General features: G+C 59.5%; 15 protein-coding genes and 2 tRNA genes. 4 read left to right on the forward strand and 13 right to left on the reverse strand.

Features of this window, described 5'->3' with window-relative positions; translation table 11 throughout:
• Window positions 1-54: 54 nt before the first annotated feature.
• Window positions 55-131: transfer RNA gene (locus CLU80_RS19900), tRNA-Met, on the reverse strand.
• A gap of 222 nt (window positions 132-353) precedes the next feature.
• Window positions 354-430: transfer RNA gene (locus CLU80_RS19905), tRNA-Met, on the reverse strand.
• 280 nt (window positions 431-710) lie between these two features.
• Between CLU80_RS19905 and dinB the strand changes: the two genes are divergently transcribed.
• Window positions 711-1,772 carry a DNA polymerase IV gene (gene dinB / locus CLU80_RS19910; protein WP_095049107.1) on the forward strand — a complete coding sequence of 354 codons (1,062 nt, stop codon included), beginning with the start codon at window positions 711-713 and terminating at the stop codon, window positions 1,770-1,772.
• 93 nt (window positions 1,773-1,865) lie between these two features.
• On the opposite strand, the gene CLU80_RS19915 is transcribed toward dinB, so the two are convergent.
• The 4 genes from CLU80_RS19915 to CLU80_RS19930 form a co-directional block, all read right to left on the reverse strand.
• Entirely contained in the window at window positions 1,866-2,819 is a 954-nt protein-coding gene (locus CLU80_RS19915) for a hypothetical protein (RefSeq protein ID WP_099758169.1), read from the reverse strand.
• Between the two features lie 17 nt (window positions 2,820-2,836).
• Window positions 2,837-4,552 (reverse strand): proline--tRNA ligase, encoded by a 1,716-nt coding sequence (locus tag CLU80_RS19920; protein ID WP_093436373.1) that lies wholly within the window; start codon window positions 4,550-4,552, stop codon window positions 2,837-2,839.
• 129 nt (window positions 4,553-4,681) lie between these two features.
• Complete coding sequence (locus CLU80_RS19925) at window positions 4,682-6,241, reverse strand: AmpG family muropeptide MFS transporter (RefSeq protein WP_093436370.1); 1,560 nt, start codon at window positions 6,239-6,241, stop codon at window positions 4,682-4,684.
• Window positions 6,242-6,284: 43 nt separating this feature from the next.
• Window positions 6,285-6,638: an MGMT family protein gene (locus CLU80_RS19930; protein WP_093436367.1), complete on the reverse strand. Its 354-nt coding sequence runs from the start codon at window positions 6,636-6,638 to the stop codon at window positions 6,285-6,287.
• A gap of 165 nt (window positions 6,639-6,803) precedes the next feature.
• Here CLU80_RS19930 and CLU80_RS19935 point away from each other — a divergent pair, with 165 nt between their 5' ends.
• The gene (locus tag CLU80_RS19935; protein WP_093436364.1) at window positions 6,804-7,811 is read left to right on the forward strand and encodes a DUF481 domain-containing protein; all 1,008 of its coding nucleotides are present in this window, start codon (window positions 6,804-6,806) and stop codon (window positions 7,809-7,811) included.
• A gap of 118 nt (window positions 7,812-7,929) precedes the next feature.
• Here CLU80_RS19935 and CLU80_RS19940 read toward each other — a convergent pair whose 3' ends face one another.
• Entirely contained in the window at window positions 7,930-8,139 is a 210-nt protein-coding gene (locus tag CLU80_RS19940) for a cold-shock protein (protein WP_002554837.1), read from the reverse strand.
• Between the two features lie 354 nt (window positions 8,140-8,493).
• Between CLU80_RS19940 and dcd the strand changes: the two genes are divergently transcribed.
• Window positions 8,494-9,060 (forward strand): dCTP deaminase, encoded by a 567-nt coding sequence (dcd, locus tag CLU80_RS19945; protein WP_093436360.1) that lies wholly within the window; start codon window positions 8,494-8,496, stop codon window positions 9,058-9,060.
• 107 nt (window positions 9,061-9,167) lie between these two features.
• The gene (locus tag CLU80_RS19950) at window positions 9,168-9,377 is read left to right on the forward strand and encodes a hypothetical protein (RefSeq protein ID WP_095049111.1); all 210 of its coding nucleotides are present in this window, start codon (window positions 9,168-9,170) and stop codon (window positions 9,375-9,377) included.
• Between the two features lie 46 nt (window positions 9,378-9,423).
• On the opposite strand, the gene pdeM is transcribed toward CLU80_RS19950, so the two are convergent.
• The 6 genes from pdeM to CLU80_RS19980 all read right to left on the reverse strand — a co-directional run bounded on the left by pdeM (window position 9,424) and on the right by CLU80_RS19980 (window position 16,119).
• Window positions 9,424-10,080 carry a ligase-associated DNA damage response endonuclease PdeM gene (pdeM, locus tag CLU80_RS19955; protein WP_093436351.1) on the reverse strand — a complete coding sequence of 219 codons (657 nt, stop codon included), beginning with the start codon at window positions 10,078-10,080 and terminating at the stop codon, window positions 9,424-9,426.
• Window positions 10,077-12,566, reverse strand: coding sequence for a ligase-associated DNA damage response DEXH box helicase (locus CLU80_RS19960; RefSeq protein ID WP_099758170.1), 2,490 nt, complete (start codon window positions 12,564-12,566; stop codon window positions 10,077-10,079). The genes pdeM and CLU80_RS19960 overlap by 4 nt, the downstream gene beginning before the upstream one ends.
• A gap of 192 nt (window positions 12,567-12,758) precedes the next feature.
• The gene (locus CLU80_RS19965) at window positions 12,759-13,523 is read right to left on the reverse strand and encodes an ABC transporter ATP-binding protein (RefSeq protein ID WP_034154958.1); all 765 of its coding nucleotides are present in this window, start codon (window positions 13,521-13,523) and stop codon (window positions 12,759-12,761) included.
• A 13-nt stretch (window positions 13,524-13,536) separates the two neighbouring features.
• The gene (locus CLU80_RS19970; RefSeq protein ID WP_099758172.1) at window positions 13,537-14,655 is read right to left on the reverse strand and encodes a succinylglutamate desuccinylase/aspartoacylase family protein; all 1,119 of its coding nucleotides are present in this window, start codon (window positions 14,653-14,655) and stop codon (window positions 13,537-13,539) included.
• Window positions 14,656-14,683: 28 nt separating this feature from the next.
• Window positions 14,684-15,394 carry an ABC transporter permease gene (locus CLU80_RS19975; protein ID WP_093436336.1) on the reverse strand — a complete coding sequence of 237 codons (711 nt, stop codon included), beginning with the start codon at window positions 15,392-15,394 and terminating at the stop codon, window positions 14,684-14,686.
• Window positions 15,391-16,119 carry an ABC transporter permease gene (locus CLU80_RS19980; protein ID WP_093436331.1) on the reverse strand — a complete coding sequence of 243 codons (729 nt, stop codon included), beginning with the start codon at window positions 16,117-16,119 and terminating at the stop codon, window positions 15,391-15,393. Before CLU80_RS19980 ends, CLU80_RS19975 begins: the two co-directional genes overlap by 4 nt.
• Window positions 16,120-16,138: the final 19 nt, after the last annotated feature.

The following is a 16,138-nucleotide window of genomic DNA, read 5'->3' on the forward strand; positions in this document are numbered from 1 at the left end:
CTTTTTCAACAGATACAAAAAAGGCCACTCTTTCGAGTAGCCTTTTTTGATGTTTGGTTGCGGGAGCCGGATTTGAACCGACGACCTTCGGGTTATGAGCCCGACGAGCTACCAGACTGCTCCATCCCGCGTCTGTGTGGCGGCATTCTACAGGCGAACGGCGAGGTGTCAACCGCTAATCCCGTAAAGGGTCAAATAAGTGTGCATTCGCGTCAAACGGTCGCAGGTGGTGCGTTAAGTTTCGGAAATGCAAAGAATTCCTGTTTGGCGATTGCTTCTTTATAAAAAGAGGAAATCGACAAAACAGACGCGCACAAAAAAGGCCACTCTTTCGAGTAGCCTTTTTTGATGTTTGGTTGCGGGAGCCGGATTTGAACCGACGACCTTCGGGTTATGAGCCCGACGAGCTACCAGACTGCTCCATCCCGCGTCTGTGTGTCGGCATTCTACAGAGGAACGCAGGGGTGTCAACCCGCAATCTGGATAAAATCTGTTGAGGTTCAATCGGTTAGCGCTTTTTGTCGGGTGTTTTTCCTGCTGCAGGGCAGATGGCGCAAGGCTTTCAGCTCTATTGGATGCCTCTCGTCGATTGATAAAATAAATTCAAAGGACATTTCCTACCGCCTAGAAAGAACATTCATACCACTGGTGCTATATACAGGTGTCAGTGAGATACTGCCGATCCGGCTCGCCACGTTTCCTTTTCTGACATGACTCAGCGAAAAATCATCCACATTGACTGCGACTGTTTCTACGCCGCCATCGAGATGCGCGATGACCCGCGTCTGGCCGGCAAGCCGTTGGCGGTGGGTGGCTCGGCGGACCGGCGCGGGGTGATCGCCACCTGCAATTACGAAGCGCGGGCCTATGGCGTGCGTTCGGCGATGGCTTCGGGACATGCTTTGAAGCTGTGCCCGGACCTGACCATCGTCAAGCCGCGCATGGACGCCTATCGCGAAGCGTCGAAAGAAATACACACGATCTTCAGCGATTACACCGACCTGATTGAACCGCTGTCGCTGGATGAGGCTTATCTGGATGTTTCCGATAGCGCGCATTTCGGCGGCAGTGCCACACGCATTGCCCAAGACATTCGCCGGCGGGTCTCCAATCAATTGCACATCACCGTGTCTGCGGGCGTGGCGCCGAACAAGTTTCTGGCAAAAATCGCCAGTGACTGGAAAAAGCCCAATGGACTGTTCGTTATTACGCCGGATCAGGTGGAGGAGTTTGTCAGCGGTTTGCCGGTGAGCAAGTTGCACGGCGTCGGCAAGGTCACCGCCGACAAGCTCGGCAAGCTGGGGATCGTCGACTGCCAGCACTTGCGCGAGTGGGACAAGCTGGCGCTGGTGCGCGAGTTCGGCAGTTTTGGCGAGCGACTGTGGAGTCTGGCCCGTGGGATCGATGATCGGTTGGTGCATAACGACAGCCGGCGTCAGTCGATCAGTGTGGAAAATACCTACGACGTTGATCTGCCGGATCTACGCAGTTGCCTGGATAAATTGCCCGAACTGCTCGAAACCCTGAAAACCCGTATGGCGCGGATCGACAGCAGTTATCGGCCGGGCAAGCCGTTCGTCAAAGTGAAGTTTCATGATTTCACCCAGACCACACTGGAGCAGGCCGGGGCAGGGCGGGATCTGGGCAGTTATCAGTTGATGCTGACGCAGGCGTTTAATCGCGGCGGGAAACCGGTGCGGTTGTTGGGGGTTGGGGTAAGGCTGGAGGATTTACGCGGAGGGTTTGAGCAGATGGAGTTGTTTGAACGGTAATTTTCCGGTGTGCGTCAGGGCCTCTTCGCGAGCAGGCTCGCTCCCACATTGAAGCGCGTTCCAATGTAGGAGTGAGCCTGCTCGCGATTGGCTTTAATTCGGTCCCGGATCTGCAACCAAGCGTCCGGCATCCTTGGTCAGCGACTTGAGAAACTCGGTCTGCAACTCAGGATCGTTGCGCGTCAATTCGATCAGGCTTTGTTCCAGCTCGCTGGCTTCTTCTTCCAGACCCAGTTCCGACAGACGTTTGACCCGGTGCACCCACTGGCTCACTTCGTCGTCTTCCAGGTCGTCATAAATCAGCCCGTGCGCTTCCAGCAACTTGCCGCGCAGATGACTGCTGATCATCAGCGATGAGTCAGAGTGCACGTCATCCTTGGCGTCTTCGACGCTGATCTGCAGTTTGCCGACATGATTGAGGTCATTTTCGGCAAACGGACTGTCGAGCAGGTTCAGGCGCAGCACACCGTTACGATCAGTGGTCATGTCGAAGGTCTGTTTGCCAGCCTTGACCTGCACCGGGCGTTCGCTCCACGGCAGGCTCGAATACTCCGTACGCTTGTCGCGCTGGAGTTCATCGATGCCGGCCAGGTTCTGTTGCGCACGACCGTTGGACTGCGCGTTCATGAACGGGTTGAGCCCGGCAAAACCATAGCTCAGCCAGTCCTTGGTGACGCTGTCCGGCAAGTTGCCGAGGGCGAACACATTGACCACGTTGGCGCCGATGCCGCCCACCACGGCTACCGCGCCCAGCGGAATCTCATAGATCTCCCGCCAAGGCTGGTAAGGCGTGTAGCGATCGTAGCGACGCGTCACTTCGAACTCAGTGACTTCGAAGGTCTTCTGCTCGTTGATCTTTACGCGTCGCTGCGGCAGCTCAAGCTCCTTAGGCTCACCGACATCGATCTGCAGGCTGTGGTCGAGCAATTTTCGCTCGACCCGCTCTTCGTGCTCGCTGCGTTGTGACATGTGATTGGCACAGCCGCTGACCAGCAGGGCACCGCACAGGGCGGTGCCACCGAGGCCTAAGGTGTTTCGCTTGAACATGACGTCTCTATCTGGTTTCAGCGGCGGATACGGGCCTGAAGGAAGGACACCACATCGGCGACCGGCAGCGCTTGCGCTTCCGGCTCGGTACGGCTCTTGTATTCCAGGTTGCCTTCGGCGAGGCCGCGGTCGCTGACCACGATCCGGTGTGGAATGCCGATCAGCTCCATGTCCGCGAACTTGATGCCCGGGCTGGTTTTCTTGTCGCGATCGTCCAGCAGCACTTCGAAGCCGGCAGCTGTCAGTTCGGCGTACAGCTTGTCGGTGGCTTCGCGCACCTGCTCGGTTTCATAGCGCAGCGGCACCAGAGCGATCTGGAACGGCGCCAAGGTGTCGCTCCAGATGATGCCGTTGGCGTCGTTGTTCTGCTCAATGGCCGCAGCCACCACGCGAGATACGCCGATGCCGTAGCAACCCATTTCCAGGGTGACTGGCTTGCCGTTCTCGCCCAGCACTTCGCACTTCATCGCCTTGCTGTACTTGTTGCCCAGCTGGAAGATGTGCCCGACTTCGATGCCGCGCTTGATTTCCAGGGTGCCTTTGCCGTCCGGGCTTGGATCGCCGGCGACCACGTTGCGCAGGTCAGCCACGGTCGGAACCGGCAGATCACGCTCCCAGTTCACGCCGAAGTAGTGCTTGTCGTCGATGTTCGCGCCGATACCGAAGTCGCTCATCAGCTCGACCGAACGGTCGATGATGATTGGCAGCGGCAGGTTCAGCGGGCCGAGCGAGCCGGCGCCGGCGCCAATGGCGTCACGCAGTTCGGCATCGGTGGCCATGACCAGCGGGCTGGCCACGCCAGGTTGCTGGGCAGCCTTGATTTCGTTGAGTTCGTGGTCGCCGCGGATGACCAGCGCGATCAGCTTGCCTTCTTCTTCGGCGCGCACGATCAGGGTCTTGATGGTCTTTTCAATCGGCAGATTGAATTTTTCCACCAGCGCCGCGATGGTTTTGGTGTCTGGCGTATCGACCAGGCGCAGCTCTTCGGTCGGAGCAGGGCGCGAAGTTTCGCGTGGCACCGCTTCGGCTTTTTCGATGTTCGCCGCGTAGTCGGAACCGTTGCTGAAGACGATGTCGTCTTCGCCGGACTCGGCCAGTACGTGGAATTCGTGCGAACCGGCGCCACCGATCGAACCGTTGTCGGCTTCAACCGGACGGAATTTCAGGCCCAAGCGGGTAAACACGTTGCAGTACGCTTGGTGCATGCGGTCATAGGTGACCTGCAGCGATGCCTGATCAGCGTGGAACGAGTAAGCATCTTTCATGATGAATTCACGGCCACGCATCAAGCCGAAGCGTGGGCGGATTTCGTCACGGAATTTGGTCTGGATCTGGTACAGGTTGATCGGCAGCTGTTTGTAGCTGCTCAACTCGTTGCGCATCAGATCGGTGATCACTTCTTCATGGGTCGGGCCCGCGCAGAAGTCGCGACCGTGGCGGTCTTTGATGCGCAGCAGCTCAGGGCCGTACTCTTCCCAGCGCCCCGATTCCTGCCACAGCTCGGCCGGTTGGGTGCTCGGCATCAACACTTCCAGAGAACCTGCAGCGTTCATCTCTTCGCGAACGATGGCTTCAACCTTGCGCATGACTCGCAGGCCCATGGGCAGCCAGGTGTACAGGCCGGAGGCGAGCTTGCGGATCATGCCGGCGCGCAGCATCAGCTGGTGGCTGATCACGACCGCGTCGGAAGGCGTTTCTTTCTGTGTGGCGAGCAAAAATTGACTGGTGCGCATGGTTGGCCGTTGTCGGTTGCTATGACTGGAAATGACTCCGCAGTGTACCGGCGAGTTTTGCCGACGTACAGGCGTGAGGTCAGTAGGGAGGCACGACGGCGGGATTCCTCCCGCCGTTGCCGAAACGTCTTACGATTCTTCTGCGACCGGTGTCGGCACAGGCTCGGGCGTTGGCGTCGGGCCTTGGCGGCGGCTCTCCTGGAACCAGTGCAGGGCGATCAACAGCAGAGTCGGCACACCGAGCAGGGCGGTGATCAGGAAGAAACTGTGGTAACCGAACTTCTCCACCAGAACCCCGGAATAGCCGCCCATCAGGCGCGGCAACAGCAGCATGATCGAGCTGAGCAGCGCGTATTGCGTGGCCGAGAACTTCAGGTTGGTCAGGCTCGACAGGTAGGCAACGAACGCCGACGTCGCCAGGCCGGAACTGAAGTTGTCGAGGGATATGGTCACCACCAGCATCTGCAGGTTCGGGCCCATGTCGGCGAGCATGACGAACAGCAGGTTGGTGGCTGCCGAGGCCGCGCCGCCGATGAACAGGATCGGCAGAATGCCGAAGCGCACGATCAGCAGGCCGCCCATGCCGGCGCCGACCAGCGTCATGATCAGGCCGAAGATCTTGCTGACACTGGCAATCTGATCCTTGGTAAAACCCTGGTCGATGTAGAACACGTTGGCCATGACGCCCATCACCGTGTCCGACATTCGATAAGTGGCGATCAGGCCGAGCAACAGCAGTGCCTGCCAGCGATAGCGCAGAATGAAGTCGTTGACCGGCGTCAGCACCGGGGCGAGGCCGCGACGGCCCATGGTCGACAGGCACAGACCGGTCAGCAGCGTATACAGAATGGCGCGCAGAAACGCGCGGTCTTCAAGCAGCAGGTCGAGCGGGCTCATGCCGCCGAACAGTACGCTGGCGAAATCAGTGTTGTAGAGCTGGGTGAACATCGCCGGTACCGAGACCAGCAACACGATCAGCACAAACACCGACATCAGTTGGTGCATGAAGGTGTAACGCCCGGCCTGCAACTGAGTGCGTAGCGGCACCGGTGGCTCGCGCATGAACAGCGTGGTCAGCAGCGCGGGAATCATCAAGGCACCGAACAGCGCGTAGGTGCCGGCCCAGGCCGAATGCTGATAGTTGAAGCCAGTGGAGCCGAAGCCCTCAGCGAAGAACAGCGCGCCAGCGGTGGCCAGCAGTGCAGCCACGCGATACCCGGACATATAGCTGGCGGCGAGGGCGGCCTGGCGGTTGTCTTCGGCGATTTCCAGGCGATAGGCGTCGACCGCGATGTCTTGGGTGGCGGAGGCGAAGGCGACGACAACCGCAATGGCGATCAACCAGGACAGGTGCTTTTGCGGGTCGCAGAAACCCATGCCGATCAAGCCGAGGATGACCAGGGCTTGTGAGAGCACCAGCCACGAACGGCGACGGCCAAGTTTGCCCAGCAAAGGCAGGCGCCATTGGTCGAGCAGTGGTGACCAGACCCATTTGAACGCATAGGCCAGGCCGATCAGGCTGGCGTAGCCAATGGTTTCACGGGCGACACCGGCTTCACGCAGCCAGACGGATAGCGTAGAGAACACCAGCATGTACGGCAGGCCGGCGGCGAAACCGAGCAACAACAGCACGAGCGTCGAAGGACTGGCATAAGCGGCTAGCGCGGCGCGCCAGGTTTTACGGGGCATGGGCTGAAGTCTGCCTCAAGATTGCGGAAACAAAGCGCGCACTCTAACCGCTGTGCTCTACCGGACGCCAGCCATGGCGCTGAATATCCACACGATTGTTCAGGACGGTGATGCCTTCCATGCGCAATCGAGCCCGTTGTTCATCGCCGGACGGGCTGCCCACCGGCAGGCTGATCCGACCGCCGGCGCCCAGCACACGGTGCCAGGGCAGCTTTGTATCGCTGGGTAACTGACTCAAGGTGCGGCCGACCCAGCGGGCGGCGCGCCCCAGCCCGGCCAGTTCAGCTAACTGACCATAACTGACGACTTTGCCTTCGGGCACTTGGGCGAGCGTCGAGTAGAGCGCCGTGCGTCGGATTTGCGCATCGTTTTCAACGCTGTCGAGCGGGTCTTTCACGTGCGCGGTTCCTGAGCATGAACAGTTTGATGGCTTTCAGAGTAATCGGTGATCGCGCAATTGAGAAATGAACTCATCGGAAATAGTCCGGTCAGTCCTTGTCAGGGTCTTATTCCTACGGATAATGCCGACCTTTTTTCGCAAACTTGAGCCTTCGATTTGCTTATGTTGTCCAGATCCCTGCTGTGCCTTGCTGTTTTCAGTGCGTCCACGCCCCTGCTTGCCGACACCGTCTGGTTGAAGAACGGTGACAAGTTGAGCGGCACCATCACCGTGTTCGATGGCGGCAAGCTGTTGATCCAGACCAAATACGCCGGTGCGGTCACCATTGACTGGAAAGAGGTCAAGACGCTGGACAGTGATCAGCACTTGCTGGTCAAACAGGATGCCTACAGCGGTGAAGTGTCCAAGTCGCTGACGGCTGCCGAAGATGGCAAGGTCACCCTGGCCAACGGTGAGGCGCCGAAAACCGTTGAGCTGGCGAGCATTCAGCAGATTCTCAAACCGAAACCGGTGGTCGAGGATCTGGTGTGGAAGGGCAATGTCGACCTGGCGCTGGATTATCAACGCGCCGAGAAAGACACTGATGACTACGATGTCGGCTTCAAGACCACAGCACGGCATGGGCGCTGGCGTCATACCGCCGAGGGTGAATACAACCGCGAAGTGCAGGACGACGAGACCACCACCGACAACTGGCGCGCCGAATACGCACTCGACCGCTTCCTGACCGATAAATGGTTTTGGCAAGGCCGTCTGAACTACAAGCGCGATCACATCGAAGAGCTGGCACGCCAGCGTGTGGTCGGTACCGGTCCTGGCTACCAGTTCTGGGACGACGAGTTGGGCGCGTTCTCGCTGGGCTCGCTGCTTAACCGCACCGACTACGAGTATCGCGATGGTAGCAAAGACAACTTCTATTCCGTCGCGATGAAGTGGGATTACAACCGTTACCTGATCGGCAAGAAAGTCGAGTTCTTCACCAACGGTGAAGTGGGCAAGCCGCTGTCGGGTGTTGCCGATTACGCGCTGGATGCTGAATTGGGGCTGCGCTACAAGGTCACCGACTGGGCGTCGCTCAACCTCAAGGCTGAACGCGACATCATCAGCGGCACCAACGATGCCGATCTGAACAAGACCCGTTATACCGCCGGGTTTGGCGTGGCCTGGTAAGGCACCCACAAAAAATCGCAGCCCTGGCAGGCTGCGATTTTTTTTGCCTGTACAAAACAGACGTCCACAAAAAAGCCCCGCTTTTAAGGGCGGGGCTCTTTTCTAAAGAAGCTACAAGTTAGATAACTTGTACTTCTTCAGCTTGCATGCCTTTCTGACCGCGGGTAGCGATGAAAGAAACCTGTTGGCCTTCTTTCAGGCTTTTGAAGCCGTCGGATTGGATAGCTTTGAAGTGAACGAACAGGTCGTCACCGGATTGTGGAGTGATGAAGCCGAAGCCTTTTTCATCGTTGAACCACTTAACGGTACCGGTTTGGCGATTAGACATGGTGTAACTCCTTGAACAAAGATAACTGCGACTCAGGAAGAACCCTGGCCGAGACTGAGTGCAAAGAGCAGGAAAAATTCTTGTAGATGGTTGGATCGAAATTCAACATATCGTGTAGAGATTCTCAGTGACACAAGCAACACAGTGACGCCACCTTAACCCAGTTTCCGAGAAGTGCCAATGCTTCTTGCGAAGGTTTCTCTGTTTTCGGGATCGGCGGTGTGACGGTTCGTCGCCAAAGCCCGTATTTCATGGGTGTTCGGCGAGAATTGCACCGCGCACTTTGAACCCGGCGGCGCGCCCGGTAAGATGCCGGACAGAATTTTTCCACCTCGCTATTCAGGACACCCCGCCATGAGCATCAAATCGGACAAGTGGATTCGCCGCATGGCGCAGGAACAGGGCATGATCGAGCCGTTCGTCGAGCGCCAGATGCGCGGCAGCGATGACAGCCGAGTGATCTCCTACGGTGTATCGAGCTACGGCTACGACGTGCGCTGCACCAATCACTTCAAGGTGTTCACCAACATCAACTCGTCCATCGTCGACCCGAAAAACTTCGATCCGGGCAGCTTCGTCGACGTCCACAGCGATGTTTGCATCATTCCGCCGAACTCCTTCGCCCTGGCCAGCACCGTCGAATATTTCCGCATTCCGCGCAATGTGCTGACCATCTGCCTGGGTAAAAGCACCTACGCGCGTTGCGGCATCATCGTTAACGTCACGCCGCTTGAGCCTGAGTGGGAAGGCCACGTGACCCTGGAATTCTCCAACACCACCAACCTGCCGGCGAAAATCTACGCCAACGAAGGCGTGGCACAGATGCTGTTCCTCGAATCCGACGAGGAATGTGAAGTGTCCTACAAGGATCGCGGTGGCAAGTACCAGGGCCAGCGTGGCGTGACCTTGCCGCGCACCTGATCGGTCCATCCGACAGATCGCGGGAATTCTTTGGCGGGCAGACACTCTATGGGGTGTACTGCCCGTTTTTGCTTTCGGCAAAACGGGCCTTCGCCGAGGAGTGCCCTATGAAGATCGATCCGCAAATCACTGCCGAACTGGCAAGGCTCGAGCCCAATCAGATTGGCGTATTGGCCTGGTCCTTGTTGGCGCATCCGCCACTGAGCATGGCCGGCGGAATTCCCGGACAGCCCGATCCCGATACCCCCAACGAGCAACCAAGCGAGCCTGGCGAACCGACGCTTCCGGACGAGCCGCCACCGGCACCGGTTGCCTGATCTGCATTGACAACCAATGGCCAGTCAGATGAGGTCTGCAAAGACTTCAACTGACTGGCCATATTTCGTTATCGCCGATGACGAAAATCCTGCAACTCTCTTCGCGCTCGACCGCATAGCCGCCGGTGAAGGCGCCGAATGCCGGTAGCAGGCTGAGGCGTTCGCCGAGCCTGAAACACGCCAGGCGCAAGCTTTGCCGACCCTTGCCGCGCAGCCGATAGACCGGGTGTACGTGACCCGCCAGCACGTGCCTTTCAGGGTGCGGATCAGGCTCGTGCTGCAAGGCGAATGGCCCGAGCAGCAGCGGTTCCGGCACCACCCGGATATTCAGCGATTCAGGTGGATCACCGGCGCGTTTGTCATGATTGCCGCGAATCAGTGTCATCGGCAGATCAGCGTGGCGCGCGCGCCATTGTGCCAGCGCGTCCAGCGTGCCTGGCGCATGAGAGCCGGGCCCGTGGAGGAAGTCACCGAGAAAGATCAATAACCGGCAGGGCAGCTTCGCCAGCAGCCGATCAATCACTGCGATATTGCTCGCCGTGGTGCCGTGCGGAACCGGTTGACCCAGACTGCGGTAAGCCGCCGCTTTGCCGAAATGCACATCGGCAATCAGCAGGACCTGTTGCGCGGGCCAGTACAGGGCTTTTTCCGGCAAAAGCCATAGTTCTTCGCCGGCCAGGCGTACCGGGTAGCCTGAACTCATGAGGATTTATCCTTGTCGGCGCTGTTCTCCAGATCACCAACCATTCGCCTGATGCGATCAGCGAGTTTTTCCGAACTCATGCTTTCGCGCATGCGCTCCACCAGCAGCGGGAAGCCCAGTGGTGTAGGACGTTTAACCTGATGCACGTCCAGTTTCATCCCGTTGATCCGCTCCAATGTCTGTTCCAAGCGACGAATATCCAGTTCTTCTCGCAGGACTTCTTCCCCGGCCTGGGCCAGCAACAGATTATCTGCGTCGTATTGTTTGAACACTTCAAAAAACAGTCCGCTGGACGCCTGCACCTGTCGGGTGCTTTTCGGTGCGCCGGGGTAGCCGGCGAAGACCAGCCCGGCAATCCGCGCGATCTCGCGAAAACGGCGCAAGGCCAGTTCGCCTGCGTTCAGACTGGCCAGAACGTCCGCTAATAAATCATCGGCATTGAAGAGATCGGCATTCAAATACTCGGCCCAGTCGATCGGCGTGGCGCTGAGCAATTCCAGGCCGTAATCGTTCACCGCGATGGAAAACGTCACGGGCTGCCGTTGACTGACGCGCCATGCCAACAGGCTCGCCAGTCCCAGATGCACCTGGCGCCCGGCAAAGGGATAGAGGAAAAGGTGCCAGCCTTCGCGGGACTTCAGCACCTCGGCCAACAGGTTTTCGGTGGTGGGCAGTCCAGACCAGCGCATCTGCGTTTCCAGTAACGGCCGCAGTGCGTGCATTTCCGGCCCGACAAACTCACCCTGCGCGGCCGCGCTGAAACGACTGACGACGGCGGCGGCGAGCTCATTGGAAAGCGGCATGCGCCCGCCATTCCAGCGCGGCACGGCGGCTTTTTTTGCGGTGCTGCGTTTGACGTAAGCGGTCATGTTTTCCACTCGCACCAACTCCAGTAAACGCCCGGCGAAGAGAAAACCGTCACCCGGTTTAAGCCGTGCGATGAAACCTTCCTCGACACTGCCCAACTGTTTGCCACCGCCGCCCTTGCTCCAGAATTTCAGATGGATGCTCGCGTCACTGACGATGGTGCCGATGCTCATGCGATGGCGCCGCGCCAATCGCGCATCCGGCACCCGCCAGACGCCGTGCTCGTCTGGCTCGACCCGGCGGTAATCCGGATAGGCTGTCAGAGACATCCCGCCATGGCGTACGAAAGCCAGCGCCCAGGCCCAGTCAGCAGCTGTCAGGTCACGATAAGCCCAGGCGCCACGGACTTCTTCGTACAGCTCATCGGGTAAAAATCCACCGCCAAGGGCCATGCTGACCAAATGCTGGACCAGCACATCCAGCGGTTTGTGCGGTGACTGGCGTGGTTCGATACGCCGTTGTTCGACGGCATCACGGGCGGCAGCGGCTTCGATCAGCTCAAGGCTGTGAGTCGGCACCAGCGTTACTCGCGAGGTGCGTCCCGGCGCGTGGCCTGAACGACCGGCGCGTTGCATCAGGCGCGCGACGCCTTTGGCCGAGCCGATTTGCAGCACGCGCTCGACTGGCAGGAAATCCACGCCCAGATCCAGGCTCGAGGTGCAGACCACGGCTTTGAGGTGCCCGTCTTTCAAGGCCTGTTCGACCCAGTCGCGAGTCTCGCGAGACAGTGAACTGTGATGCAAAGCGATCAACCCGGCCCAATCGGGTCGCGCCTCCAGCAATGCCTGATACCAGATTTCCGATTGCGCTCGGGTATTGGTGAAAACCAAGCTGCTGGCGCAGGCCTCCAGTTCGGTGACCACTTGCGGCAGCATCTTCAGGCCGATGTGTCCGGCCCACGGAAAACGTTCAATCGCCGGTGGGAGGAGGGTGTCGACCTTCAGCGCTTTTTCGTTTTGCCCCTGAATGCTGATGCCGCCGCCCTGTGGGATCAGCACTTGTTCGGCGTGGGATTGATTACCGAGAGTGGCGGACACCCCCCAGACGATCAGTTCGGGTTGCCAATGCCGCAGGCGTGCGAGGGCCAGTTGCAGTTGCACGCCGCGCTTGTTACCGAGCAGTTCGTGCCATTCATCGACGACGATCATGCGCAGACTCGCCAGCGCCACCTGCGCATCGGCACGAGCGAGCAGTAAGGTCAGGCTTTCCGGGGTGGTGATCAGCGTGGTCGGCAGGCGCCGGCTCTGCCGGGCGCGTTCACTGCTGCTGGTATCGCCGGTGCGCAGGCCGATGCTCCATGGGATCTGCAGGTCATCGACCGGTGTTTGCAGGGCGCGCGCAGTGTCGGCGGCGAGGGCGCGCATGGGGGTGATCCACAGCACGGTCAGTGGTTCGGCCGGTGGTTTGCGCTTGCGTGGGCTTTCAACAACAGCGGCGGGTTTGGCGAAGCGATTGAGCGCGGCAAACCACACCGCATAGGTTTTGCCGGCACCGGTGCTGGCGTGGAGCAGACCGGATTGGCCGTTTTTGACCGCCGCCCAGACCTGTTTCTGAAAGGCGAACGGCTTCCAGTTGCGGGCGCTGAACCAGATTTTTGCCAGATCGGAGGATTTCGCCATGCGGGCTGCGCGCGCTCTGGAGGGGTTCTTCCAGTGACCACGGGGCGGGCGGACAAGTTTGATTTTTGTAGGCTGCGGAGGTCCACTGTGGGAGCGAGCTTGCTCGCGAAGGCGGCGGAACATTCAAAATCAATGTGACTGACAGAATGCTTTCGCGAGCAAGCTCGCTCCCACAGGGTTTTGCACTAATGGCTATTTGAGGTTGCCGCTGAGGAATTGTTTCAGGCGTTCGCTTTTAGGGTTGCCGAGTACATCCTCGGGCGCACCTTCTTCTTCCACCAGACCTTGGTGCAGGAACAACACCTGGCTGGAAACTTTACGGGCGAAGCTCATCTCATGGGTCACCATGATCATGGTCCGGCCTTCCTCGGCCAGCCCTTGAATCACCTTCAACACTTCACCGACCAATTCCGGATCGAGCGCCGAGGTCGGTTCATCAAACAGCATTACCTCCGGCTCCATCGCCAGCGCCCGGGCAATCGCCACGCGCTGTTGCTGACCGCCTGAGAGAAACGCCGGGTATTGATCGGCCACTCGTGCCGGCAGGCCAACCTTGTCCAGATAACGCCGCGCACGGTCGTCGGCTTCCTGTTTGCTGCAACCCAGCACCCGGCGCGGGGCCATGGTGATGTTTTCCAGCACGGTCATGTGGCTCCACAGGTTGAAGTGCTGGAACACCATCGCCAGCCGCGTGCGCAGGCGCTGCAGTTCATCGGCGTCGGCGACGTGCATGCCGTGGCGGTCGGTGACCATGCGGATCGCCTGGCCATCGAGGCTCATGGCGCCATCGTTGGGTTGTTCGAGAAAGTTGATGCAGCGCAAAAAGGTGCTTTTGCCCGAGCCGCTGGCGCCGATCAGGCTGATCACGTCGCCGGTCTTGGCCTTGAGCGAAACGCCTTTGAGCACCTGATGGTCGCCATAGCTTTTGTGCAGGCCTTCAACGGTCAGTTTGTACATGGGACAGACATCCTCAAGGCGAAAGTAGGTAGCCGCTGCGATAGGCTTCAGCGCCCGCGACGTGGGCGATAACCATGCCGGCAGTGGCCATGCGTCGCAGCGAGCGGGCGTACATCACGCCGGCGCTGGTGCAATGAACGGGGGTGACCCGATCGTGGATCGGGTCGATGATTTCGGCGATCTGTTGCCCGGCTTCGAGGTATTGACCCGCCGTGGCGGTGTAAACCAGCAGCCCGCCGACCGGGGTGGTCACCGGTTCCACACCGGCCAGCGGCGTAGCGGGGAACGGCAACGGTGGTTGCGATTTGGTCTCGCCGACAATCGCATCGGACTGGATCAGATAATCGATCAGCGCCTGGCAGTCGCGGCTGGCCAGCGGATGGGTGACATCGCCTTGACCGCGCAACTCGACGGTCACCGAGAAACTGCCCAGCGGAATCTCGAAGTGTTCGCCGAAGCGCTCCTTCAGTTGCCACCACAGTAGGGTGAAGCATTCGTCGAACGACTGACCGCCGGAGTCGGTGGCCAACAGACTCGCCTGAGCTTCGATGTAGCGCGCCAGCGGTTCGACCTGCGGCCACGCTTCGGGCGTGGTGTAAAGGTGCACCACCGATTCGAAATCGCAGTGCAAGTCCAGCACCATGTCCGCGTCGCAGGCCAACCGTTGCAGGGTCAGACGCTGGGATTGCAGTTGCGTGCTGGCGGTCTGGCGGGCGAGCGCGTCGCGCAGATGTGTGCGGATCAGTTCGAGGTTGTGTTGCGGATCGTCGTTCAGCTTGCCTTCGATGGCGTTGCCGATCTCTTCGCTGAGATCGACGAACCAGCGGTTGAAGTTCTGCCCGCTCTCCAGTTCGTAGCGGCCCAACGGCACGTCCATCAGCACTTGTTCGAGGCCGACCGGGTTGGCCACCGGCACCAGCACGATTTGGCTGCGCAGGCGTCCGGCGGCTTCCAGCTCCGCCAGACGCTGCTTGAGGTGCCAGGCCACGAGCATGCCGGGCAATTCATCGGCGTGCAGCGAGGACTGGATGTAGACCTTGCCTTTGGCCTGCTCCGGGCCGAAGTGGAAGCTGTGGATCTGTCGTGCGGTCCCCGGCAGCGGGGCCAGCAAGTCATGAATCAGGTGGCGCATTTTTTATCTCTTTATTCCTGAACTGGGCCTAGTGAGTCGGCCCGAGGAAGGCCAGCCATCGGCGTTCGGCAAGGCGGAACAGGCCGACCAGCGCAAAGGTGATGGTCAGGTAGATCAACGCGGCGATGCCGAACGACTGAAAGGTCAGGAAGGTCGCCGAGTTGGCGTCCCGCGCAACTTTCAGGATGTCGGGGATGGTCGCGGTGAAGGCCACGGTGGTCGAGTGCAGCATCAGGATCACTTCGTTGCTGTAATACGGCAACGAACGGCGCAGCGCCGACGGCATGATCACGTAGGCATACAGCTTCCAGCCGGTCAGCCCGTAAGCCTTGGCCGCCTCGACTTCGCCGTGGTTCATGCTGCGGATCGCCCCGGCGAAAATCTCCGTGGTGTAGGCGCAAGTGTTCAGGGCAAAGGCGAGGATCGTGCAGTTCATCGCATCGCGAAAGAAACTGTCGAGCAGCGGCTGCGCACGCACGGCGGCCAGGCTGTAGATCCCGGTGTAGCAGATCAGCAGCTGGATATACAGCGGCGTGCCACGGAACAGGTAGGTGTAGAACTGCACCGGCCAGCGGATGTAGAAGTGGCTCGAGACGCGTGCGATCGACAGCGGAATCGACACCAGGAAACCGATGAAGATCGAGGCGCTGAGCAGCCACAGCGTCATCGCCAGCCCGGTAATGTTCTGGCCGTCGGTATAGAGGAAGGCGCGCCAGTATTCCTGCAGAAGTTCGATCATCGTACGGCCTCCCGGGCACCGGCGGCGTAGCGACGTTCAAGCCAGCGCAGGATGAAGTTCGAGGCACTGGTGATCAGCAGATAGATCAACGCGGCGAGGACCAGGAAGTAGAACAGTTGATAAGTGCTTTTACCGGCGTCCTGCGCCGCTTTGACCAGGTCGGCGAGGCCGATGATCGACACCAGCGCGGTGGCCTTGAGCATCACCATCCAGTTGTTGCCGATGCCCGGCAGGGCGAAACGCATCATTTGCGGGAACACCACGAAGCGAAAGCGCTGGCCGCGTTTGAGGCCATACGCGGTGGCGGCTTCAACCTGACCGCGCGGCACGGCGAGGATCGCGCCACGGAAAGTTTCGGTGAAATACGCGCCATAAATGAAGCCCAGCGTCAGCACCCCGGCGCTGAACGGGTTGATCTCGATGTATTCCCATTCCATGTAGTCAGTCAGGGACGTCAGCCAGGTTTGCAGGCTGTAGAAAATCAGCAGCATCAGCACCAGATCCGGCACCCCGCGAATCAGCGTGGTGTAGAGCTGGGCGGGCAGGCGCACCAGTTTTATTTTTGACAGTTTGGCACTGGCGCCGAGCAGGCCTAGCAACACGGCCACCAGTAGCGACAACGCCGACAATTTGATGGTCATCCAGGTGCCTTCCAACAGCAAAGGGCCGAAGCCCTTGAGGCTGAAGGCGGAGAGCCCCAGATTTTGTAAGAGGTTTTCGAACATAAATCAGCAACCTGAGCGG

This window comes from Pseudomonas sp. 29 (assembly GCF_002754355.1).
Classification (GTDB): Bacteria; Pseudomonadota; Gammaproteobacteria; order Pseudomonadales; family Pseudomonadaceae; genus Aquipseudomonas; species Aquipseudomonas neuropathica.